Source organism: Streptomyces sp. SA15, from assembly GCF_002291145.1.
In the GTDB taxonomy this organism is placed as follows: domain Bacteria; phylum Actinomycetota; class Actinomycetes; order Streptomycetales; family Streptomycetaceae; genus Streptomyces.
In genome coordinates this window covers 44,386-65,914 of record NZ_NTGE01000040.1, presented here as the reverse complement: position 1 = coordinate 65,914, position 21,529 = coordinate 44,386, and the positions used below count along the sequence as shown (strand labels likewise).

General features: G+C 72.4%; 20 protein-coding genes, 1 tRNA gene and 1 pseudogene. 20 read left to right on the top strand and 2 right to left on the bottom strand.

Going from position 1 to position 21,529, the window contains the following annotated elements; all coding sequences use genetic code 11:
- Positions 1-195 precede the first annotated feature (195 nt).
- From CLM62_RS06635 to CLM62_RS06560, 17 genes and pseudogenes are all read left to right on the top strand, one after another.
- Positions 196-645: a DUF1772 domain-containing protein gene (locus tag CLM62_RS06635; protein WP_095748911.1), complete on the top strand. Its 450-nt coding sequence runs from the start codon at positions 196-198 to the stop codon at positions 643-645.
- Complete coding sequence (locus tag CLM62_RS06630; RefSeq protein ID WP_095748910.1) at positions 642-1,175, top strand: hypothetical protein; 534 nt, start codon at positions 642-644, stop codon at positions 1,173-1,175. Before CLM62_RS06635 ends, CLM62_RS06630 begins: the two co-directional genes overlap by 4 nt.
- Positions 1,172-3,046 carry an asparagine synthase (glutamine-hydrolyzing) gene (gene asnB / locus CLM62_RS06625; RefSeq protein ID WP_095748909.1) on the top strand — a complete coding sequence of 625 codons (1,875 nt, stop codon included), beginning with the start codon at positions 1,172-1,174 and terminating at the stop codon, positions 3,044-3,046. Before CLM62_RS06630 ends, asnB begins: the two co-directional genes overlap by 4 nt.
- A 378-nt stretch (positions 3,047-3,424) precedes the next feature.
- On the top strand, positions 3,425-5,344 hold the full coding sequence (locus tag CLM62_RS06620) for a BTAD domain-containing putative transcriptional regulator (RefSeq protein ID WP_143658956.1): 1,920 nt from the start codon (positions 3,425-3,427) through the stop codon (positions 5,342-5,344).
- A 626-nt stretch (positions 5,345-5,970) separates the two neighbouring features.
- Positions 5,971-6,342 (top strand): TcmI family type II polyketide cyclase, encoded by a 372-nt coding sequence (locus CLM62_RS06615; RefSeq protein ID WP_095748907.1) that lies wholly within the window; start codon positions 5,971-5,973, stop codon positions 6,340-6,342.
- On the top strand, positions 6,339-6,770 hold the full coding sequence (locus CLM62_RS06610; RefSeq protein WP_095748906.1) for a cupin domain-containing protein: 432 nt from the start codon (positions 6,339-6,341) through the stop codon (positions 6,768-6,770). Before CLM62_RS06615 ends, CLM62_RS06610 begins: the two co-directional genes overlap by 4 nt.
- Positions 6,767-8,077, top strand: coding sequence for a beta-ketoacyl synthase (locus tag CLM62_RS06605; RefSeq protein ID WP_095748905.1), 1,311 nt, complete (start codon positions 6,767-6,769; stop codon positions 8,075-8,077). The genes CLM62_RS06610 and CLM62_RS06605 overlap by 4 nt, the downstream gene beginning before the upstream one ends.
- Positions 8,074-9,342 (top strand): ketosynthase chain-length factor, encoded by a 1,269-nt coding sequence (locus CLM62_RS06600; RefSeq protein WP_095748904.1) that lies wholly within the window; start codon positions 8,074-8,076, stop codon positions 9,340-9,342. The genes CLM62_RS06605 and CLM62_RS06600 overlap by 4 nt, the downstream gene beginning before the upstream one ends.
- Before the next feature lie 114 nt (positions 9,343-9,456).
- Entirely contained in the window at positions 9,457-9,720 is a 264-nt protein-coding gene (locus CLM62_RS06595; RefSeq protein WP_095748903.1) for an acyl carrier protein, read from the top strand.
- A pseudogene (locus CLM62_RS51135) lies at positions 9,720-10,169 on the top strand (SRPBCC family protein); the annotation flags it as partial. The gene CLM62_RS06595 and the pseudogene CLM62_RS51135, both read left to right, overlap by 1 nt.
- On the top strand, positions 10,149-10,916 hold the full coding sequence (locus tag CLM62_RS06590) for an SDR family oxidoreductase (RefSeq protein WP_257003704.1): 768 nt from the start codon (positions 10,149-10,151) through the stop codon (positions 10,914-10,916). The pseudogene CLM62_RS51135 and the gene CLM62_RS06590, both read left to right, overlap by 21 nt.
- A 29-nt stretch (positions 10,917-10,945) precedes the next feature.
- Positions 10,946-11,695, top strand: a complete 750-nt coding sequence (locus CLM62_RS06585; protein WP_095748901.1) for an SDR family NAD(P)-dependent oxidoreductase — start codon at positions 10,946-10,948, stop codon at positions 11,693-11,695.
- A gap of 1 nt (position 11,696) precedes the next feature.
- Positions 11,697-12,050: an antibiotic biosynthesis monooxygenase gene (locus CLM62_RS06580; protein WP_095748900.1), complete on the top strand. Its 354-nt coding sequence runs from the start codon at positions 11,697-11,699 to the stop codon at positions 12,048-12,050.
- 161 nt (positions 12,051-12,211) lie between these two features.
- Positions 12,212-12,544: an antibiotic biosynthesis monooxygenase family protein gene (locus tag CLM62_RS06575; protein ID WP_107483763.1), complete on the top strand. Its 333-nt coding sequence runs from the start codon at positions 12,212-12,214 to the stop codon at positions 12,542-12,544.
- Between the two features lie 2 nt (positions 12,545-12,546).
- On the top strand, positions 12,547-13,794 hold the full coding sequence (locus tag CLM62_RS06570; RefSeq protein ID WP_095748899.1) for a cytochrome P450: 1,248 nt from the start codon (positions 12,547-12,549) through the stop codon (positions 13,792-13,794).
- A gap of 58 nt (positions 13,795-13,852) precedes the next feature.
- A complete protein-coding gene (locus CLM62_RS06565) occupies positions 13,853-14,671 on the top strand; it encodes an SAM-dependent methyltransferase (RefSeq protein ID WP_095748898.1) in 819 nt (272 codons plus the stop codon).
- Positions 14,668-16,185: an oligopeptide:H+ symporter gene (locus CLM62_RS06560; RefSeq protein WP_179381976.1), complete on the top strand. Its 1,518-nt coding sequence runs from the start codon at positions 14,668-14,670 to the stop codon at positions 16,183-16,185. The genes CLM62_RS06565 and CLM62_RS06560 overlap by 4 nt, the downstream gene beginning before the upstream one ends.
- A gap of 4 nt (positions 16,186-16,189) precedes the next feature.
- Here CLM62_RS06560 and CLM62_RS06555 read toward each other — a convergent pair.
- Together CLM62_RS06555 and CLM62_RS06550 are read right to left on the bottom strand one after the other, a co-directional pair.
- Positions 16,190-16,262, bottom strand: a tRNA-Glu gene (locus tag CLM62_RS06555).
- 80 nt (positions 16,263-16,342) lie between these two features.
- Positions 16,343-18,007 (bottom strand): metallophosphoesterase, encoded by a 1,665-nt coding sequence (locus CLM62_RS06550; RefSeq protein ID WP_179381975.1) that lies wholly within the window; start codon positions 18,005-18,007, stop codon positions 16,343-16,345.
- Between the two features lie 85 nt (positions 18,008-18,092).
- Here CLM62_RS06550 and CLM62_RS06545 point away from each other — a divergent pair, with 85 nt between their 5' ends.
- The 3 genes from CLM62_RS06545 (at position 18,093) to CLM62_RS06535 (ending at position 21,466) form a co-directional block, all read left to right on the top strand.
- Positions 18,093-18,443 carry a metallopeptidase family protein gene (locus tag CLM62_RS06545; protein ID WP_179381974.1) on the top strand — a complete coding sequence of 117 codons (351 nt, stop codon included), beginning with the start codon at positions 18,093-18,095 and terminating at the stop codon, positions 18,441-18,443.
- Between the two features lie 88 nt (positions 18,444-18,531).
- Positions 18,532-19,059, top strand: coding sequence for a hypothetical protein (locus CLM62_RS06540; protein ID WP_095748896.1), 528 nt, complete (start codon positions 18,532-18,534; stop codon positions 19,057-19,059).
- Between the two features lie 220 nt (positions 19,060-19,279).
- Positions 19,280-21,466 (top strand): DEAD/DEAH box helicase, encoded by a 2,187-nt coding sequence (locus tag CLM62_RS06535; protein ID WP_179381973.1) that lies wholly within the window; start codon positions 19,280-19,282, stop codon positions 21,464-21,466.
- Positions 21,467-21,529 lie beyond the last annotated feature (63 nt).

The following is a 21,529-nucleotide window of genomic DNA, read 5'->3' as shown; positions in this document are numbered from 1 at the left end:
GTGGGAATGCGTTCGGGTTTCGGCGGGCCGATGCAACACCCGGGTCCTCGAACCGGGCTCGTACCGCGGGCGAACGGAGCGCGTGCGGAGCGCCGCGCTCCCAGGGGGATTCGAGTGCCGTCCGAGGTGCGGCTGACAGGTTCGAGCCGTTCCAGGCCCGAAGTGCGGCGCAAGGCTCGAAGGAGGGCGGAAGCGGTGGTGGAGGCTTTGAGTGTGCTGGTGCTGACGGGCACCGGCCTGGTGGCGGGGGTGCTCTTCGCGGTCGCGGTGAGCGTGATGCCCGCGCTGATCGCGATGACGCCGGAACGGTACGTGTCCACGCACATCCTGCTCGGCAAGCGCTACGACCGGATCATGCCGTTCATCGTCACCGGCTCCACGGCCGTCGACGTGGGGCTCGCGGTCCGGGCGTCGGGCGGCCCCCGGGTGCTGTTCGCGGCGGCCGCCGTCTGCATGGCGGGGGTGGCGGTGGTCTCGCAGACCCGGAACGTGCCGATCAACCGGACGGTCAAGCGGACCCGGCCCGAAGACCTGGGCCCCGGCTGGCGGGACCCCCGTCCGGCTTGGCGCGGCTGGCATCTGGTGCGCACCTGCTTCGCGATCGCGGGCTGTGCGCTGACGGCCGCCGGGGTGGTGCTGTCGTGAGCGCCGCCGTCGTACGCGATCTGCCGGACGGGGAGGACCGCGCGGTGGCCGACGCCCGGATGCGGGAGCTGCTGTCCCGTCCTGCCCCCGGGCCGATGGCCGAGCGGCTCGCGCTGCTGCACTTCACGGGGCGGCGCAGCGGGCGGCCGTACACCGTGCCCGCCGGGGTGCACACCCTCGGCGGCGCGCTGGTGGTCGCGACCGGCAGCGGCTGGCGGCACAACTTCGCGGGCGGCGCCGAGGGCGCGCTGACCTGGCGCGGGCAGCGGCGGCCGGTGCGCTTCGCGCTGGTCGCCGACACGGAGCGCACCGCCCGCGGCTATCTGGAGCTGTACCGCAGGTACGGGGAGGCGGCACCGCGCCGGCTGGGCATCGCGGTACGCGGCGAAGGGACGCCGGGACTCGGCGAGTTCCGGGAGGCCGTCGCCCGCCACGGGCTCTCCCTGGTGGACGTCGTCCACCTTTCGGCCCCCACCGGCGGCTCCACTTCAGGAACTTCACACGCAGCGAACGAGAGGACACCACGATGAGCGGAATCGCCGGCTGGGTGGACTTCGAGCGGGACCTGACCTTCGAGGCCCCGACCGTACGGGCCATGGCGGTGGCGCTGGCGCACCGCGGCCCCGACGGTTCGGGCGAGTGGATCGAGGGGCACGCCGCGCTGGCCCACCGGCGGCTGGCGCTGCTCGACCCGGAGCACGGGGGGCAGCCGGCCGTCGTGGAGTCCGAGGCCGGGCGGCCGGTGGCCGTACTGACCTTGGACGGGGCCGTCACCAACCACGCGGAGCTGCGCCGTGAACTGGCCGCCAAGGGGCACCGGTTCACCGGGCACGGCGACGCGGAGGTGGCGCTGCACGCCTATCTGGAGTGGGGTGCCGCGTTCCCGGAGCGGCTGGAGGGGCTGTTCGCCCTGGCCGTGTGGGACGTACGGCGGCAGGAACTGCTGCTGGTCCGCGACCGGTTGGGGGTGAAGCCGCTGTGCTACTTCCTGACCCCGTCCGGGGTGATCTTCGGCTCCGAGCCCAAGGCCCTGCTGGCCCATCCGGCGGTGGCGCCGGTGGTCGACGCCGACGGGCTCCGCGAACTGTTCGCGCACAGCCGCAAGCCGGGCACCGGGGTGTTCCGGGGGACGCGCGAGGTGCTGCCCGGACACGCGATGACCGTGCGCGCCCCGGGCACCGGGCACCGGCGGTACTGGTCGCTGCCCGCGCGGCCGCACACCGACACCCTGGAGACCACCGTCGCCACCGTGCGCAGGCTGCTGTCCGAGGCGGTGGCCTCCCATCTGCGCGCGGACGTGCCGGTCGGCGCGATGCTCTCCGGAGGGATCGACTCCAGCGCGCTGACCGCGCTCGCGGCCCGCGAGACCCTGGCGTCGGGCAACGGCCGGCTCCGCTCGTTCTCGGTCAACTTCTCCGGCTACGCGGAGAACTTCGAGCCGCATCCGACGATGCGCGCCACCCCCGACGCCCCCTACGCGGCCCTCGCGGCGGAGCACATCGGCACCGAGCACACCGAGATCCTGCTGGAAACGGCGGCGCTCGCCGACCCGCGGACGCACGCCGCCGCGCTGCGCAGCCAGGACACCCCCTCCCCGCTCGGCGACATGGACGTCTCGCTGCTGCTGTTCTTCGAGGCCCTGCGCGGCGCCGGCATCACGGCCGTGCTCTCCGGGGAGACCGCCGACGAGGTGTTCAACGGCTACTTCTGGGCGTACGACGCGGGGCACAGCAACTCCACGACCTTCCCGTGGGTCTCCTTCGAGCGGGGGCACGACGCCGCCGCGGGCGGCCTCGGCTGCTCGCTGGTGGACCGTACGCTCCGCAAGGAGCTGGACTTCATGGAGTACGCCGACCAGCACTACCGCGACGCGCTCACCGAGGTCCCGCGGCTGGCTGGGGAGGGGCCCGCCGAGCGCAGGGCGCGCGAGGTCACCTATCTGGCGCTGACCCGGTGGGCCCCGACCCATCTGGACCGGGCCGACCGGATGAGCATGGCGCACGGGGTGCAGCTGCGGCCGCCGTTCTGCGACCGGGCGCTGGTGGAGTACGTGTTCAACGTGCCGGCCGAGCTGAAGCGGGTGAACGGTCAGGAGAAGAGCCTGCTGCGGGCCGCCGTCGCCGATCTGCTGCCGGAGCGGGTGCTCAACCGGCCCAAGAGCGCCTACCCGACCGTCCAGGAGGCCGCGTACGGGGAGTTCGTGCGGTACCGCTTCGGTGAGGTGGCCGAGGACCGGGCGGCCCCGGTGGCCCCGCTGCTGGACACCGAGGCCACCCGGGTGGCGTTGGGTGCGGCGGCGGCGCCCAGCGGCGCCTTCGCGTGGGTGGAGCGGGCGAGCATGGAGATGGTGCTCCAGCTGAACACCTGGCTGGCGGACTACCGGGTCGAGCTGCGCCTCTGACAGGGCTGGGGACAGGGCCGGGTTGCCACGAGCCAAGAAATGTGCATCTTGTCATCCTTGTGTGTGAAGCAATATGATGCACCCAGGTATACAATGACAATGCGGTATTCGTGAGCGGAATTCTGCCTTCCGGTCTGCGGCGGGTTTTGTTGAATTCCGCTCCATTCTCGGATGGAAGCGTTTTCCCGATTTCCTGGGTAAAGGGAAGGCAATCTTTACTGCCCAGAGACGGGGTGGATGTTTCGCTGGGAAATGAGCGACGCAGAAAGGTGAATACCGACAGGCTTGCTGAAAAACCAGGCCCATCGATGGCCGCCACCCCACAAAGGCGGCGCACTCAGGGGGAATGCAGTGATAGAGATCGGTCTGCTGGGCTCCATGCGAGTACGCAGGGACGGGGACGACGTCACACCGTCGGCACCCAAACTGCGTCAGGTGCTTGCCCTGCTGGTGCTCAATGCCAACTCGCTGGTCAGCGTGGACCAGCTGTGCGAGGAGCTGTGGGAGGATCGCCCGCCGCTCAGCGCGCTGACCACCTTGCAAACCTACATTTATCAACTGCGCCGCAGACTGCTGCTCGCCACCGGACAGCACGGCGCGTCCTTCGGCTCCCGCCCGCCGCGCGGCTGCCCCGCACTCCTGACCAGGGTGGGCGGGTACGAACTGAGGCTGGACGACAAGCAGTCGGTGGACGCCTACCGCTTCGAGCAGCTCGCCGAGCAGGGCATGGCACAGCACCGGGCCGGCGGCGGGGAGGAGGCCGCCCGCACGCTGAAGGAGGCCCTGTCCCTGTGGCACGGCGGAGCCCTGGTCGACGTCATCACCGGACGCCGGCTGTCGGCCTGGTCGACCCAGCTTGAGGAGCGTCGCAAGAGTGTTCAGGAGCAACGTTTCTCCTTGGAGCTCGAACTCGGCCGTCACCAGGCCGTGCTGGACGAACTCGCCGAGGCCTTCCGCGCCCACCCCACCCACGAGGCGTTCGCCGGACAGCTCATGCGGGCCCTGCACCGCTGTGGCCGCCGGCCGGACGCCCTCAACACCTTCCGCACCCTGCGCGGCCATCTCGTCGAGGAACTCGGGCTGGAACCCTCGGCCCAGCTCCAGCGGCTCCACCAGGAGGTGCTCGCGGACCGCGGCCACCTGAGGGGACCGGCCGCGACCAAGACCGAGTCCGCGACCACCGGGCGCCGGCTCGTGCCCGGACCGGCCCAGCTCCCCGCCGACATCGGTGACTTCATCGGGCGGGGCCGGGAACTGGACCAGCTCGAGACCTTCCTCGGCTCGGACCGGGCCAGCACCGGCATGCGGGTGGTGGAGGTGCACGGCCCGCCCGGCGTCGGCAAGAGCGCCTTCGCCGTCCGCGCCGCACACCGGCTGCGCCCGCGCTTCCCCGACGGACAGCTCTTCATCGACCTGTCCGCCGTGGGCGAAGGGTCCCAGCAGCTCGCCGACGTGCTGTCGGCCTGTCTCGGCGCCTGCGGCATCCAGCGCGAGAAACAGCCCAGCGGGCTCGACGAGCTCAGCCGGCTCTTCCGCACCTGGACCGCCGACCGCAGGGTGCTCGTCGTGGTGGACGACGTGCTCACCGCCTCCCAGATCCGTGCCGTGCTGCCGGGTGGTTCCGGCTGCGCGGTGATCGCCACCAACCGCTACCGGGCGCACAGCCTGTCCACCGGACGCAAGATCGTGCTCCCCGCCCTGTCGGCCGAGGAGTCCCTCCAGCTGTACGACCGGGTCGCCGGGGAAAGGTCCCGGCAGGAGGACCCGGCGGCCGTGCACGAGCTCATGGGCCTGTGCGAGGGGCTGCCCCTGGCGGTCCGGGCTGTGGCCGGCCGGCTCACCGCCCGGCCGGGCTGGTCCGCGGCCCGGCTGGCGCTGCGGCTGCGCGGCAACCATCGGATGCTGCTCGAACTCCCCGCCGGAACCCAGTCGTTGATGACCACGGTGGCCGCCAGCCACCGGCATCTTCCTGGCCCCTCCCAGGAACTGCTGCACCTGCTGCTGCAACGCGAGCGCCCCCGCTGGAGTCTCGACGAGGTGATCGCACGGCTGCGCCCGGGCGCCGGGGACGCCGAGACGCTCCTCGAATACCTCGTCGACGTCCACCTGGTGAAGGAACACCTGACACCGGGCGCCGAGCCCCTGTACTCCGTGCCCCGGCTCACCCGGCAGGCCCTGATCCTCCTGCTCCGGAGCGCACCCGCCGGCGACGTACCGAACGGCCGGACGGCCACGGCGGGCGTCGTCAGCCGCTCCGGCGCCCGCGTCACCCTGATGAAGGCCGGGGTCCACCACTGACCAGGCCGCCCGGCGGCACACAACGCAGACCGAGTTCACCTCTCCTTACGGCCCGCCGCGTCTCCTGCGCGGCGGGCCGTGGGGTGTGTCCGGTGCGGTGGTGGGCGGCGCGGTGCGCCTGCGTCCCGAATCGCTCCTGTCGCCGGGGCCCGTCTTCCTGTGCAGCCCGCCGTGTTTCCTGTGCGGTGGGCCGTTGGGGTGTGTCTGGTGCGGCGATCGCGCGGTGGCGTGCCTGGGCCCCGCACGGCTCCTGTCGGCCTCGTGTCCTGCCTTCTCGTGCGGATTGCGAGGACTCTCGTGTGGCGGGTCGTCGGATTGAGCCGGCTCCGGTGGCCGGTGCCGGCATCACTCCGTGCGGCCCGGCGTCCTGGGTTCCCGTGTGACCTGCCGCGCGGCGGCCACCAGGTGTCGCCTGCCGTATAGGCGTCGTAGCCAGCTTGGGCCCGCCCGTTCCCCTCGGCCCGCGCCCTTCCCTCCCCATGGTCCGCCGCGCCCCCGCGCGGCGGGCCCTCGCACTCTGTCCGCCCCCCGCACCGGTGCCGTCAGCGGATTTCCAGGCGGCTTCGAGAGTGTCTCGACCCCTGCCGACCAGGGTGAACGCAGAACCGACTAGCCGGGAGGACATCGTGCACCGCACGCTGATCGTGGCGAGGATGGACCTCGCCGACGCCGAGGGCGTCGCGCAGGTCTTCGCCGATTCGGACAGCACCGAACTGCCGCACCTGGTGGGGGTGTCGAGGCGGACGCTCTTCGCGTTCCACAACCTGTACTTCCACCTGGTGGAGGCCGACCAGGACATCGCGCCGAACCTGTACAAGGCGCGCAGCCACCCGCTCTACGAGGAGATCAACACCCGGCTCGGCCGGTTCATCTCGCCCTACGACCCCGACTGGCGCGAGCCCAAGGACGCGATGGCCGTCCCGTTCTACTCCTGGACGCCCCAGCAGGGCCCGCAGGTCACCGCCCCGCGGTCCGCGAACCTCGGCGGTGACCGATGAGCGCCCCCGCCACCACCAGGGTCTCCGCGGACGAGGTCGCCGCCAACACCAAGCGCGGCGGCGACATCCGTGTCACCCTCAGCCCCAAGACCGTGGGCTGCACCTCGGGCTTCGGCGGAGTGCTGCGGCTGGCCCCTGGTCATCACGTGACCGAGCACCTCCACCCGTACTCCGAGGAATTCCTGCACATCGTCCAGGGCCGGCTGGAGATGACCCTGGACGGCGGCGCCCCGGTCGAACTCGGCCCCGGCGACTCGCTGCTGGTGCCCATCGGGGTGCGCCACCGCCTGGTGAACACCGGGTCCGTGCCGGCCGAGGCGGTCTTCCACCTCTCCCCGCTCGCCCCGCGCCCCGAACTGGGCCACGTCGACACCGAGCAACCGCTCGACGCGGCCGCGGGCAACCCCGACGTAGGGGGCGCCCGATGACGCCGCGGCCCCGGCGCGCGGTGATCACCGGAGTGGGCGCCGTCGCTCCCGGCGGGAACGGGCGGGACGCCTACTGGGACCTGCTCACCGCCGGCCGTACCGCCACCCGCCGCATCAGCCTGTTCGACCCGGCCGGGTTCCGCTCCCAGGTCGCCGCCGAGTGCGACTTCGACCCGCTCGCCGCCGGCCTCACCCCGCAGGAGGTCCGCCGGATGGACCGGGCCGGCCAGTTCGCCGTCGTCGCCGCCCGCGAGGCCGTCGCCGACAGCGGCATCGAACTGCCCGGCGCCGACCCCGAACGGGTCGCCGTCAGCATCGGCAGCGCCGTCGGCTGCACCACCGGCCTGGAGGAGGAGTACGCGGTCCTCTCCGACGGCGGACGCCACTGGCTGGTCGACCACAGCTACGGCGTGCCCCACCTCTACGGCCACATGGTGCCCAGCACCCTCGCCGTCGAGGTGGCCCGGCAGGCCGGCGCCGAAGGGCCGGTGGCGCTGATCTCCACCGGCTGCACCTCGGGCCTGGACGCCATCGGGCACGGCGTCCAGCTCATCGAGGAGGGCACCGCCGACGTGGTGCTCGCCGGCGCCACCGACGCCCCGCTGTCGCCGATCACCTCCGCCTGCTTCGACGCCATCAAGGCCACCACCGCCAACAACGAGGACCCCGAACACGCCTCCCGGCCCTTCGACGGACGGCGCGACGGATTCGTCCTGGGTGAGGGCTCCGCCGTCATGGTGATCGAGGAGCTGGAGTCCGCCCGGCGCCGCGGCGCCACCGTGTACGCCGAGATCCTCGGCTTCGCCGGGCGCAGCAACGCCTTCCACATGACCGGACTCAAGCCCGACGGCCGGGAGATGGCGGAGGCCATCCGGGTCGCCCTGGACCGGGCCCGGCTCGGCCCCGACGCCATCGACTACATCAACGCCCACGGCTCGGGCACCAAGCAGAACGACCGGCACGAGACGGCCGCGTTCAAGCGCAGCCTCGGGCAGCGCGCCCACGAAGTGCCCGTCAGCTCCATCAAGTCGATGATCGGGCACTCCCTCGGTGCCATCGGCTCACTGGAGATCGCCGCCTGCGCCCTCGCCCTGCGCCACCAGGTCGTCCCGCCGACCGCCAACCTGTCCACCCCCGACCCCGAGTGCGACCTCGACTACGTACCGGTGACGGCCCGGGAGCACCGCATGGACCGGGTGCTCAGCGTGGGCAGCGGCTTCGGCGGCTTCCAGACGGCGATGGTGCTGGGCCGGCCCACGGCCGCGCGCGGCACGCGGCCTCCGGCACGACGAGGGGAGGCGGCATGAGCGCCTCCGGCATACGCCCCGGCCGCCGCGGCCGGTCCGTGGTCACCGGGATCGGCGTGGTCGCCCCGACCGGGATCGGCGCGGCCCGGCACTGGGAGTCGGTGCTCGCGGGCAAGAGCGGCCTCGGTCGGATCACCCGGTTCGACCCGACCGGTTACCCCGTCCGGGTCGCCGGCGAGGTCCCCGGCTTCCAGGCCGGCGAACAGGTACCGGGGCGGCTGGTTCCGCAGACCGACCGGTTCACGCACTTCGCCCTGGCCGCCGCCGAGGACGCCCTCGCGGACGCGGCCGCCGATCCGGCGACCCTGCCGGAGTACGAGATGGCGGTGGTGACGGCCAGCTCATCGGGCGGCACCGAGTTCGGCCAGCACGAGATGGAGAACCTCTACCGGCAGGGCTCCTCCTGGGTCGGCGCCTACCAGTCGATCGCCTGGTTCTACGCGGCCACCACCGGCCAGGTCTCCATCCGGCACGGCATGCGCGGCCCGTGCGGGGTCATCTGCGGCGAGCAGGCCGGCGGCCTGGACGCCCTCGGCCAGTCCCGCCGGCTGCTGGACACCGGTTCCCGGCTCGTCCTCAGCGGCGGCACCGACGCCTCCCTGTGCCCGTACGGCCTGGTGGCGCAGCTGTCCACCGGCCACCTGTCCACGGAGGACGACCCGGCCCGCGCCTATCTGCCCTTCGACGCGGCCGCCTCCGGCTTCGTCCCGGGCGAGGGCGGCGCCATCCTCGTGGTGGAGAACGCCGAGGCCGCACGGGCCCGCTCAGTCCCGTCGTACGGCGAACTCCTCGGCTACGCGGCCGGCTTCGACCCCACGGCGGACGGCACCGCCGGGCGGCACTCCGTGCTGGTGTCCGTCGTCCGGCGCGCGCTCGCCGACGCCGGGCTCACCCCGGACGCGGTCGACATGGTCTTCGCCGACGCCTCCGGCGTCCCCGCCGAGGACCTCGCCGAGGCCCGGGCGATCACCGAGGTCTTCGGGCCCGGCGGGGTGCCGGTGACCGCGCCGAAGACGCTCACCGGACGGCTGTACGCGGGCGGTGCCGCGCTGGACGTGGCGACCGCGCTGCTCGCCCTGAGCGCCGGCGTGGTACCGCACACCGCGGGACTCGGCCGGCCGGCCCCCGGCTGCGAGATCGACCTCGTTCTCGACCGTCCGCGGCAGACCGATCCGCGCACCGCCCTGGTGCTGGCCCGCGGGCACGGCGGGTTCACCTCCGCGCTGCTGGTCGGCGCCGGGGACCGCGACGCCCTCAAGAAGTGACCGGCCCACACCGGACGATCCACACCGGACGATCCACGCCCGACGAACCACGCCCGACGATCCCCCCCGACGAACCACGCCCGACGAACCACGACGTACGAAAGGCGGCTCCCCATGGCGGAGTTCACCCTCGACGACCTCCGGCGGATCCTGCGCGCGAGCGCCGGAGTCGACGAACAGACCGACCTGGACGGCGAGCAGTTCGCCGACACCGCGTTCTCCGACCTCGGATACGACTCCCTCGCCCTGCTGGAGCTCGTCAACCGCATCGAGCGCGAGTACGGCATCCAGATCCCCGACGGCGACCTGGCGCACACCCAGACCCCGCGCGAGGCCCTCGCCTACGTCCACGCCCGGCTCACGGAGGCCCACGTCTGATGGCCGGACACACCGACAACGCGATCGTCGTCGAGGCACCGATGGACCTGGTGTGGACGATGACCAACGACGTGGCCTCCTGGCCGCGGCTGTTCAGCGAGTACGCCTCCGCCGAGATCCTCGGCCAGGACGGCGACACCGTCACCTTCCGGCTCGCCCTGCACCCCGACGAGAACGGCAAGGTCTGGAGCTGGGTGTCCGAGCGCACCCCCGACCCGGCCACCCGCACCGTCGTCGCCCGCCGGGTCGAGACCGGCCCCTTCGCGTACATGAACATCCGCTGGGAGTACGAGGAGGTGCCCGGCGGCGTACGGATGCGCTGGATCCAGGACTTCGAGATGAAGCCCGAGGCCCCGATCGACGACGCCGGGATGACCGCCCGGCTCAACGGCAACACCGCGGTCCAGATGAGGCTGATCAAGGCCAAGGTGGAGACCGCGGCCCGGGCCGGCCGGCAACTGGAGGGCAAGCGCCTGCTGGTGACCGGCGGCAGCCGCGGCATCGGGCGGGGCATCGTGCTCGCCGCGGCCCGCGCCGGCGCGGACGTCGTCACCTGCTACCGCACCCCCGGCGAGGCCGTCGCCACCCTCGAGGAGGAACTCGCCGGCACCCCGGGCAAGCACCAGGTGCTGCGGGCCGACGCCGCCGACGAGAGCGACGTGGACCGGCTGGCCGCCGAGTGCGAGGCGAGCCTCGGCGGGCTGGACGCCGTCGTCAACAACGCCGGTACGTTCCGGCCCCAGCCGTACGCCGAACTGGGATCCGACGAGTGGGCCGCCACCGTCCAGGGCAACCTGAACGCCACCCACCTGGTCACCCGGCGCACCCTGCCCCTGCTCGGCACCGGCTCCTCGATCGTCAACATCGGCTCCACGGTCGCCTTCATCGGCATGGCCGGCGGCGTCCACTACACCGCCGTGAAGTCCGCCCTGGTCGGCATGACCCGCTCGCTGGCCCGTGAACTCGGCCCGCGGGGCATCCGGGTCAACACCGTCTCACCCGGCCGTATCGCCACCGAGGCGCTCGACGAACTGCCCGCCGAGGAGGCCGACCGGCAGCGCGCCACCTTCGCCTCCTTCACCGCGCTCGGCCGACTCGGCACCGTCGACGACATCGCCCGGGCCGTGCTGTTCCTCGTCAGCGACCACGCCACCTACGTCACCGGCCAGAACATCCACGTCGACGGCTGCGTGTGAGCCGCGGCCCAGCCATGGAGGTATTCCCAGTGGAACTCGCACTGCACGGCAGGAAACTGCTCGTCACCGGCGGCACCCGGGGCATCGGGCGGGGCATCGTCCTCGCCGCGGCCCGGGCCGGGGCCGACGTCCTCACCTGCTACCGGCAGGAGAGCGAGGCCGTCGACAGCCTGACCGCCGCGCTGAAGGAGACCGCCGGCGACCACCACGTGCTGCGCGCGGACGTCGGCGACACCGCCGAGGTCGACCGGCTCGTCGGCGAGGCCAAGGACCGCTTCGGGCGGCTCGACGGCATCGTCAACAACGCGGGCGTGATCAGCCACATCCCGTTCGCGGAACTGCCCGCCGACGAGTGGTCGCGGATCCTCGACACCAACCTCACGGCCGCCTACCGCGTCATCCAGCAGGCGCTGCCGCTGCTCGGCGCCGGCTCCTCGGTGGTCAACATCGGCTCGCGCGGCGCCGCGGCGGGCATACCGCTGCGCGCCCACTACACCGCGGCCAAGGCCGCCATGATCGGGCTGACCCGCTCGCTCGCCAAGGAACTCGGCCCGCAGGGCATCCGCGTCAACGTCGTCGCGCCCGGGGTGATCGAGACCGAGGCCTTCGCCACCATGCCCGCGGACCGCGCCGACGGACTGCGGGCCACCTACTCCCGCAAGACCGCGCTCGCCCGCCTCGGCACCGTCGAGGAGCTGGCCGGTCCGGTGCTGTTCCTGCTCAGCGACGCCTCCGCCTACATCACCGGCGAGACCCTCAACGTGGACGGGGGCATCTGACATGGCCGAGGCGCCCGAGCAGGTGTTCCGGGTCATGCTGCGGATGCAGATCAAGCCGGACATGGAGAACGAGTTCGAGAAGGTGTGGCTGCAGGTCGGCGACTCCGTCACCACGCACCCCGCCAACCTCGGTCAGTGGCTGTCCCGCAGCGCCGAGGAGAGCGGCATCTACTACATCGTCAGCGACTGGGTGAACGAACCGCTGTTCCGCGAGTTCGAGACCAGCGACCGGCATCTGGAGCACCGGCAGAAGCTTCACCCGTACCGCAGCGGCGGCTCCATGACGACCATGCACGTCGTCGCCGCCCTCCCCGGCGCATCTGACGCTGCACGCGCCGCCGGCGGCACCTCGTGACCTCCGAAGCGGTATCCGGACCGGTTTCCGAAGCGACCTCCGAAGCGGTATCCGGACCGGTTTCCGAAGCGACCTCCGAAGCGGTATCCGGACCGGTTTCCGAAGCGGCCTCCGAAGCGGTATCCGGACCGGTCTCCGAAGCGACTTCCGGAGCGGTCGAGGTGGTGCTCTACCACCTGTGCGACGACCCGTACCGGGTGCTGGAGGCGTACCACGAGGCCAGCCGCCGGATGGCGGGCACGGCCGGGCTGCTCGGCAACAAGCTGCTGCACGCCCTCGGTGACCGGCGCGCCTATGTCGTGGTGAGCCGCTGGTCGGACTGGGAGGCGTTCACCGCCTGGGAGAGCGGCCCCGCCCACAAGGAACAGACCGCCCCGCTGCGGCCGTTGCGCGACACCGGCCGGGACCGCCCCTTCGAGATCTACCGGGAGCTCGCCCACTACGGGAGAGACCGGGCCGTCACCCGTGCGGCCGACGTCATGGAAGGAGCCTGAGAATGGCAAGCACCGACGCCCCGCCGGCCGACCTGTTCACGTCCACCTTCCACCAGGACCCGCACGAGGCGCTGGCCCGGCTGCGGGAGACCGCGCCCGCCGTGCCCGTGATGACGCCGAACGGACTGCGCACCTGGCTGGTCACCGGCTACGAGCACGCCAGGGCGCTGCTCGCCGATCCCCGGCTGAGCAAGGACATGCGGGTCGGCAAGGACCTCATCCCGCGCAACTTCGCCGACCCGGAAAAACAGCGCGCGTTCCTCGCGGAGTCGGGGGAGCGCAGCCAGTTCCCGCACGTGCTCAGCGTGCACATGCTCGACAGCGACCCGCCGGACCACACCCGGCTGCGCCGCCTCGTCGGCCGGGCCTTCACCGCACGCCGCGTGGAGTCCCTGCGGCCCCGCGTCACCGGACTCACCGACGAACTCCTGGACGCCATGGCCGGCCACGACAGGCCGGACCTCATGGAGGCCCTGGCCTTCCCGGTGCCGTTCACGGTCATCTGCTGGCTGCTCGGCGTGCCCCCGGACGACCGGGCCGCCTTCCGCCGCTGGTCCAACCTGCTCGTCTCCGGTGCGGGCACCGACGAGGTGCGCGAGGCCAGCGCGTCGATGATCGCCTACCTGAAGGCGCTGATCGAGGCCAAGCGCGCCGAACCGGCCGACGACATGCTCACTGACCTCGTCCACGCCCAGGACGCGGGCGACCAGTTGTCGTCCGACGAGCTGATCGCCATGGCGTTCCTGCTGCTGGTGGCCGGCCACGAGACCACGGTCAACCTCATCGGCAACGGCACGCTCGCCCTGCTCACCCACCCCGAGGTGCGCGAGCAGCTCACGGCGGACGACGCGCTGTGGCCCGCGGCCGTCGAGGAGTTCCTCCGCTACGACGGTCCGGTCACCAACGCCACCTGGCGCTTCACCACCGAGCCCGTCGAGGTCGGTTCCGTGGTCATCCCCGAGGGCGAGTTCGTGACCATCTCGCTCGGTGCCGCCGGCCGCGACCCGGCCCGCTACCCCGACCCGGACCGGCTGGACATCACCCGCGCCCACAGCGCCTCCGTCGCCTTCGGCCACGGCATCCACCACTGTCTGGGCGCCCCGCTCGCCCGGCTCGAAGGGCAGATCGTCATCAGCAGGCTCTTCGCACGCTTCCCCGGGCTGCGGCTCGCCGTGGACGAGGGCGAACTGCGCTGGCGCAGCAGCCTGATGATGCGCGGCCTGGAGGAACTCCCGGTGTCCACGGCGTAACAGACCAGCCCCCGCCGCATTGAACCGCATGGAACCGCATCGACTGGAGGAGCCACCCGTGGAACGTCACGGCACCGAACGCCCCGCCTGGGCACCGCCGGAGGTCGACATCGACACCCCGAGCATCGCCCGGGTGTACGACTACTGGATCGGCGGCACCCACAACTTCCCGGCGGACCGGGAACTCGCCCGCAAGGTCGCGGCGGGCAACCCGGACCTCCCCGCCACCCTCAGGGCCAACCGCGCCTTCCTGCGCCGCGCGGTACGGGAACTGTCGGCGCTCGGCATACGGCAGTTCCTGGACATCGGCTCCGGGATCCCGGCGGAGGGCAACGTGCACGACGTGGCCCTCGCCGCGCACCCGGACAGCAAGGTCGTCTACGTCGACATCGATCCGGTGGCCGTCGCGCACGGCCGGGCGCTGCTGGCCGACGAACCCAGAGCGGCCGTCTTTCAGGGCGACCTGTACAAGGCCCGGGAGATCCTGGACGCGGAGGACACCCGCCGGCTGATCGACTTCGGGCAGCCGGTCGCGCTGATCCTCGCCGCCGTACTGCACTTCGTGCCGGACGGCGACGACCCGCTCGCCCTGGTCCGGCAGTACACCGAGGGGCTCGCGCCGGGCAGCGCTCTGGTGATCTCGCACGCCGGCGCGGAGGAGGTGCCGCGGGCCGCACCGGAGGCCGCCGAGCAGTACCGGGGCGCGGTGAGCCAGGTGATCTGGCGCGACAACCGGGAACTCGCCGCGCTGTTCGAGGACTTCGAGCTGGTGGACCCCGGCGTGGTCCGTGCCCCGCTGTGGCGTCCCGAACCGGCCGAGACCCCGGACGCGGAACTCGCGATGCTGGCCGGAGTGGCGTTCAAACCGGCTCGGTGACCCCGGTGGACTCCTCCCTCACCACGCCGGAGTCCTCGCCGACTGCCGCCTCCGCCGCCCCCGCCGCACCGGCAGGGGCGGCGGCCGGCCGCAGGCCCGGCTTCGGCACCCTGCTCGCGGTCGACCTGTGGGAGCGGTTCAGCTTCTTCGGCATGGCGGCGATCCTGGTCCTCTACCTGACCGCCTCCGAGGCCCGCGGCGGCCTGGGCATGGCCCCGCCGACGGCCACCGCGGTCTTCGCGGCGTACATGTCACTCAGCTTCATGGCCGGGCTGCCCGGCGGCTGGCTCGCCGACCGGGTGCTGGGCGCGCGCCGGGCGGTACTGCTCGGCGGTGCGCTCATCACCTGCGGTCACGCGGTCCTCGCGGTGCCGGTGCCGGGCACGCTCTACGCCGGGCTGCTGCTGGTCGTCGCGGGCACCGGCCTGGTCAAGCCGGCCATGGCGGCCATGGTCGCGGGGGTCAGCGGGGACGGCGCGGGCCGCCGCGAGGCGGCCTTCTCGCTCTTCTACATGTGCATCCAGGTCAGCGCGCTCGTCGCCCCCGTCGTCACCGGGCTGCTGGCCGAGCGCGTCGCCTGGCACCTGGGCTTCGCCGCGGCCGCCTTCGGTATGACGGCGGGGCTTGTCCAGTTCGCCCTAGGCCGGCGCAGGTACGGGGACGTGGGCGCGCGTCCGTCCCGCCCGGTGCCGCACTCCGAGGCCGCCGCGATGCTCAGACGCGCGGCGTGGGCCACGGGAGCGGTGGCCGCGCTGCTGGTGGCCCCGGCGTCCCTCGGACTGCTGCCACTGCCCGCGGTGCTCGCCGTCCTCGGCCTGACCACGGTCACCCTGCCGTTCTGGTACCTGCGCTCACTGTGCCGGGCCGGCGCGCCGGGGGAGGCGCACCGGCGTCGGCTCGCGGGATTCACCGCGTTGATGGCGTCCTCGGCCGCGTTCTGGATGATCTTCGCGCAGAGCGGCTCGGTGCTCAGCCTCTTCGCCGAGCGTCACACCGACCGGGACCTGCTCGGATTCGAGGTCCCCGCCAGCTGGTTCCAGTCCGTGCACCCGCTGTTCGTCCTGCTGGTCGCCCCGCTCTTCGCCCGCCTGTGGCTGCGCGCCGGGCCGCGGGCCGACGTGCCCGTCAAGTTCGCGGGGGCGCTGATCACAGCGGGGCTGAGCTTCGTGCTGATGGCCGTCGCGGCCCGGCTCGCCGAGCACGGCCCGGTGGGCCCGTACTGGCTGCTGCTGGTCTACCTGCTCTACTCCTGTGGCGAGATCGCGCTCGCTCCGGCCGGTCTGGCGCTGGCCGCCACGGTCGCGCCCCCCGGCAGCACCAGCCGTCTGCTCGCGGTGAACGGGCTGTTCGGCGCCGTGGGCGTGGTGGTGGGAGGCCAGTTGTTCCGGCTGACCGCGGTGCTGCCCCTGGCGACGTACTTCCTGCTGCTGGGAGCTTCCGTCCTCGCGGTGGGTACGGCGGTCGCGCTCGGTACCCCGCGGTTGCGCCGACTGCTCGGCGCAACACATGAATGAGCTGTGCCCCCAACGGGATTCGAACCCGTGCTACCGCCTTGAAAGGGCGGCGTCCTAGGCCGCTAGACGATGAGGGCTATCGGCCCGCCTGGGCGCCTCGCGGCGCGTCGGGGACGTGAGAAGCATATGGGATGGCAGGAGGTATCGCCAAAACGGTTTACGGGGCAGTCGGAGATGGGGCAGTCGGAGATGGGGCGGTCGGAGACGGGGTGGTGGGCGACGGGGTGGTGGGCGACGGGGTGGTGGGCGACGGCGCAGTCGGAGACGGGGTGGGGGAGCTGGGTGAGGGCGAGGGGGTGGCTCCGGGCTGGTTCTCCTCCGGGAGGTGGCGGCTGACCTCCGCCGTCGTCAGGCCCAGGCCGCCCAGTTTGATCTCGTCCCAGGCCTGGAGGCGGCGGGTGTCGCGGTCCATGTAGAGGATCGACGCCTCGATGGGGTCGGGGTACTTGCCCTCGATCGCGCGCAGGCCGCTGCCGCCCGTCGAGCCCTCGATGCGCAGGCGGGTGCCGTACTTCAGGATCTCCATCTCGTTGTGGTGGAGGTGGCCGGCCAGCACCAGGGGGACCTCGCCGTCCACCTCGCGGGCCGCCGACGGTTCGTGGGCGACGGCGATGTCGACGGAGGTGCCGGACGTGCGCTGGTCGTGCAGGGCGGAGGCCAGGCGGGCGCCGGCCAGCTCCTGGGACTGCTCGGCTCCGGGCTTGTTCGTGCGGTCGGGGGTGAACTGGGGGTCGCCGATGCCCGCGAAGCGCAGGCCCGCGACCGTCCGGGCCCGGCCGTCGTCCAGGACGTGGACGTTCTTCAGGCCTTCCAGGTAGCGCTGGGTCGTCATGGAGTCGTGGTTGCCGCGGACCCAGACGTACGGGGCGCCGAGGTCCTCGATCGGGTCCAGGAAGCCGTTCTCCGCCGCCGAGCCGTGGTCCATGGTGTCGCCGGAGTCGACGATCACGTTCACCTTGTACTGGTCCACCAGCGAGGCGATGATCTTCCAGCTCGCCGGGTTGAGGTGGATGTCGGAGACGTGCAGGACGCGGATGGTGGTCGGGTCGGGCGCGTAGGCGGGGAGCGTGGAGGTGGCGTCGTACAGCTTCGTCACGTTCGTCACCAGGCGCGCCAACTCCTTCTGGTAGACGTCGAATTCGGTGACGATGCTGCGCGCGTTGCCGACGAGGGACGGCGCGGAGGAGAGCAGGCCGGAGAACTTCGGCTCCAGGACCGATTCGGGGTTCCAGGTCGCGAACGCGGTTCCTCCTGAGGCGGCCAGGAGGGTGAGCGCCAGGCCGCCGGCCGCGAGGGCCTGGCGGGGGCGGCGGTAGACCGCGAGGCCGAGGGCCGTGGCGCCCGACACGACGGCCACGCAGGAGCGCAGCGCCAGGTCGAGGGTGCCGTGTCCGACGTCCTGGCTGACCTCGTCCTGGAGGCCGGAGAGGCGTTCGGGGTGGTCGACCAGGGCCTGGGCGCGGACCGGGTCGAGCTGGTCGACGTTGACGTCCAGGCGGACGGGGGCGACGTGGCTGTCCAGTTGCAGCGCGCCGAGCGGCGAGACGTTGATCTTCGTGCCGCCGGTGAGCGACGGACGCAGGGTCATCGTCGTGTTCATGGGGCCGACCGGGGTCCGCACGTTGCCGACGATCAGCAGACCCAGCCAGGCGCCCACGACGACGACGGTGACGAGACCGAGGGCGCGGGTCCAGGGGTGCGGCTGGGGGACGAGTTCGACGGTCGGGTGGGGGCGGCGCGTGCGGTAGTGGCGCGCGAGGGCACGTGGGGTCCTGCGGATGCGGTTCACGATGCTCCGAGCGGCGACGGGGACGCGGGCCATTGGTCCCGTATGCCCAAGTCCGGGTGCGGATATGCGGGCGTGCTCATGACTCTCGTACGGCTGATTCGTACCGGACAATGGGCCTGTGCTGGAGATGACGCGCGAGGAGTTCGAGGAACTGGTCGCCGAGGCGTTGGACCGTATTCCGCCGGAGTTGACCCGGCTGATGGACAACGTCGCGGTGTTCGTCGAGGACGAGCCCCCGACGGACGATCCCGAGTTGCTCGGACTGTACGAGGGGACTCCGCTGACCGATCGGGGCGAGTGGTACGCCGGGGTGCTGCCGGACCGGATCACGATCTACCGGGGGCCGACGCTGAGGATGTGCGCGTCGCGGGAGGAGGTCGTCGAGGAGACGGAGGTGACCGTGGTGCATGAGATCGCCCACCATTTCGGGATCGACGACGCGCGGTTGCACGCCCTCGGATACGGCTGAGCGGCCGCGGAACGGGGCGCGTGTCCTCTTGTGGGCGGGGGGAGTTGAAGAAGTTGACTCCTTCACCATCCCCCGGAGGTGGCTGCTCGTGCGCCCCTTGTACGTACCCGTCCGTCTGGCCGCCACGGTCATGGCCGTCGCCGCTGCCGCCGGCTGCATGAGCGTGGGCGACGACGACGCCGGGGGAAGCGCGAAGCCGTCGCACTCCGCCGGTCAGCGGGGCGGCGAGGCGCCCGACGGCGGGGCGGCGGTGCCGGGCGGCGGCTCCGGGATCGACGCGGCGGCCGGGGACGGCAAGCGCGGGCACGGCAAGCACAAGAAGGGCAAGGGGGAGTCGGCGAAGCCGTCGGCCTCCCCGTCGGCCCGGCCCAGCGCGTCCGCCTCTGCCGGGGGCGGCAAGCCGCAGAAGCCGGACAGGCCGGGGGCGCCGTCGCCGACCAAGGCGCCGCCCACTCCCACCCGCACGGCCGAGCCGACGCCGACGCCGACGAACGAACCGCCGGCGTCCCCGACGCCGACACCGACGGTCGCCGAGCCGTCCTCGTCGGCACACGAGCCCCCGGGCCCGCAATTGGAGCAACGGGAGCCGGCGCCGGAGGCGGGATCACCCGCGTGAACTCCGCTGACCTGCGGCCATGAGGCTCGGTTTGCCATCGGGGGTGGGGGGTGCGTATGGTGGTAGATCGTTTGATCCCATCTTGCCCGGCGCCAACGCAGAGCGCGCCGTGTGGCGCGTACTCTCCCTTGCCGTGGCGGACCGCATAGAGGCGGTCGTAATGCGAATCACGGAGTTGACGGGCGCGTGCCGACGAGACTCCGGAAGGTTTCGCATACGCATGTCCATTTCCAGTACTGATCACGTCGTCGTGCCCGAGAACGAGGCCGCCGAGGACGTTCCCGAGGTCACCTTCGCGGACCTCGGCCTCCCCGAAGGGGTCGTGCGCAAGCTGGCCCAGAACGGCGTGACCACCCCCTTCCCGATCCAGGCCGCGACCATCCCGGACGCCCTGGCCGGCAAGGACATCCTCGGCCGTGGCCGCACCGGCTCCGGCAAGACCCTCTCCTTCGGTCTGCCGACCCTGGCCCGCCTGGCCGGCGGCCGCACCGAGAAGCACAAGCCGCGCGCCGTCATCCTCACCCCCACCCGCGAACTCGCGATGCAGGTCGCGGACGCGCTGCAGCCCTACGGCGACCAGCTCGGCCTGAAGATGAAGGTCGTGTGCGGCGGTACGTCCATGGGCAACCAGATCTACGCCCTGGAGCGCGGCGTCGACGTGCTCGTCGCCACCCCGGGCCGGCTGCGGGACATCATCAACCGCGGCGCCTGCTCCCTGGAGAACGTCGAGGTCGCCGTCCTCGACGAGGCCGACCAGATGTCCGACCTGGGCTTCCTGCCCGAGGTCACCGAGCTGCTGGACCAGGTCCCGCCGGGCGGTCAGCGGATGCTGTTCTCCGCGACCATGGAGAACGAGATCAAGACCCTCGTCGACCGGTACCTCAAGGACCCGGTCCTGCACGAGGTCGACGCCGCCCAGGGCGCCGTCACGACCATGTCGCACCACATCCTGATCGTGAAGCCCAAGGACAAGGCGCCGGTCACCGCCGCGATCGCCTCCCGCAAGGGCCGCACGATCATCTTCGTCCGTACGCAGCTGGGCGCCGACCGTATCGCCGAGCAGCTGCGCGACGCCGGGGTGAAGGCCGACGCGCTGCACGGCGGCATGACGCAGGGCGCGCGGACGCGGACGCTGGCCGACTTCAAGGAGGGCTACGTCAACGCGCTCGTCGCGACCGACGTCGCCGCTCGCGGTATCCACGTCGACGGCATCGACCTGGTGCTGAACGTGGACCCCGCCGGTGACCACAAGGACTACCTGCACCGTTCCGGGCGCACCGCTCGCGCGGGCCGCTCCGGCACCGTCGTCTCCCTGTCGCTGCCGCACCAGCGCCGCCAGATCTTCCGGCTGATGGAGGACGCGGGCGTCGACGCCTCCCGTCACATCATCAACTCCGGTACGGCCTTCGAGCCCGAGGTCGCCGACATCACCGGCGCCCGGTCGATGACCGAGGTCCAGGCGGAGTCCGCGGGCAACGCGGCCCAGCAGGCCGAGCGCGAGGTCGCCCACCTCACCAAGCAGCTGGAGCGGGCGCAGCGCCGCGCCGCCGAGCTGCGCGAGGAGGCCGACCGGCTGGTCGCCCGGGCCGCCCGTGAGCGGGGCGAGGACCCCGAGGCCGCGGTGGCCGAGGCACAGGTCGCGGTCGCGGCCGCGGAGATCTCCGTCCCCGAGCAGCCGGCGGCGCAGGACGTCGACAAGGCGGACCGGGACGACCGTGGCGGGCGTTCGTACGAGCGTCGCGACAACGACCGTGGCTTCCGTCGGGACGACCGTCGTGACGACCGCGGTGGCCGTTCCTTCGAGCGCCGGGACGACAACCGCGGTGGCGGGCGTTCCTTCGAGCGTCGCGACGACAACCGTGGTGGCGGATTCCGCCGCGACGACCGCGGTGACCGGAATGACCGCGGTGGCCGTTCCTTCGAGCGCCGGGACGACAACCGCGGTGGCGGGCGTTCCTTCGAGCGTCGGGACGACAACCGTGGTGGCGGATTCCGCCGGGACGACCGTCGGGACGACAACCGTGGCGGCGGGCGTTCGTTCGAGCGTCGTGACGACCGCGGTGGCTTCGAGCGCCGTGACGACCGCGGTGGCTTCGAGCGCCGTGACGACAACCGTGGCGGTGGCCGGTCCTTCGAGCGTCGGGACGACAACCGTGGTGGCGGATTCCGCCGCGACGACCGTCCGGCCCGTCCCTTCGAGCGTCGTGACGAGCGTGGCGGCCACCGTGGCAGCGACCGCCCGTTCAACCGCGACCGCCAGGGCGACCGCCCCGGCTTCCGCTCCGCCGGCCACGACCGCCCCTCCGGCCGCCGTGACGACCACCGCGGCACGGGCACCGGCACCGGTACCGGCACCGGCTCCTTCGGCCGCCGTGACGACAAGCCGCGCTGGAAGCGCAACGGCTGAGTACGTCCTTGAGCAGTGAGCGCCGTGGCCCCCGGAATTCCGGGGGCCACGGCGTTTTCGCGT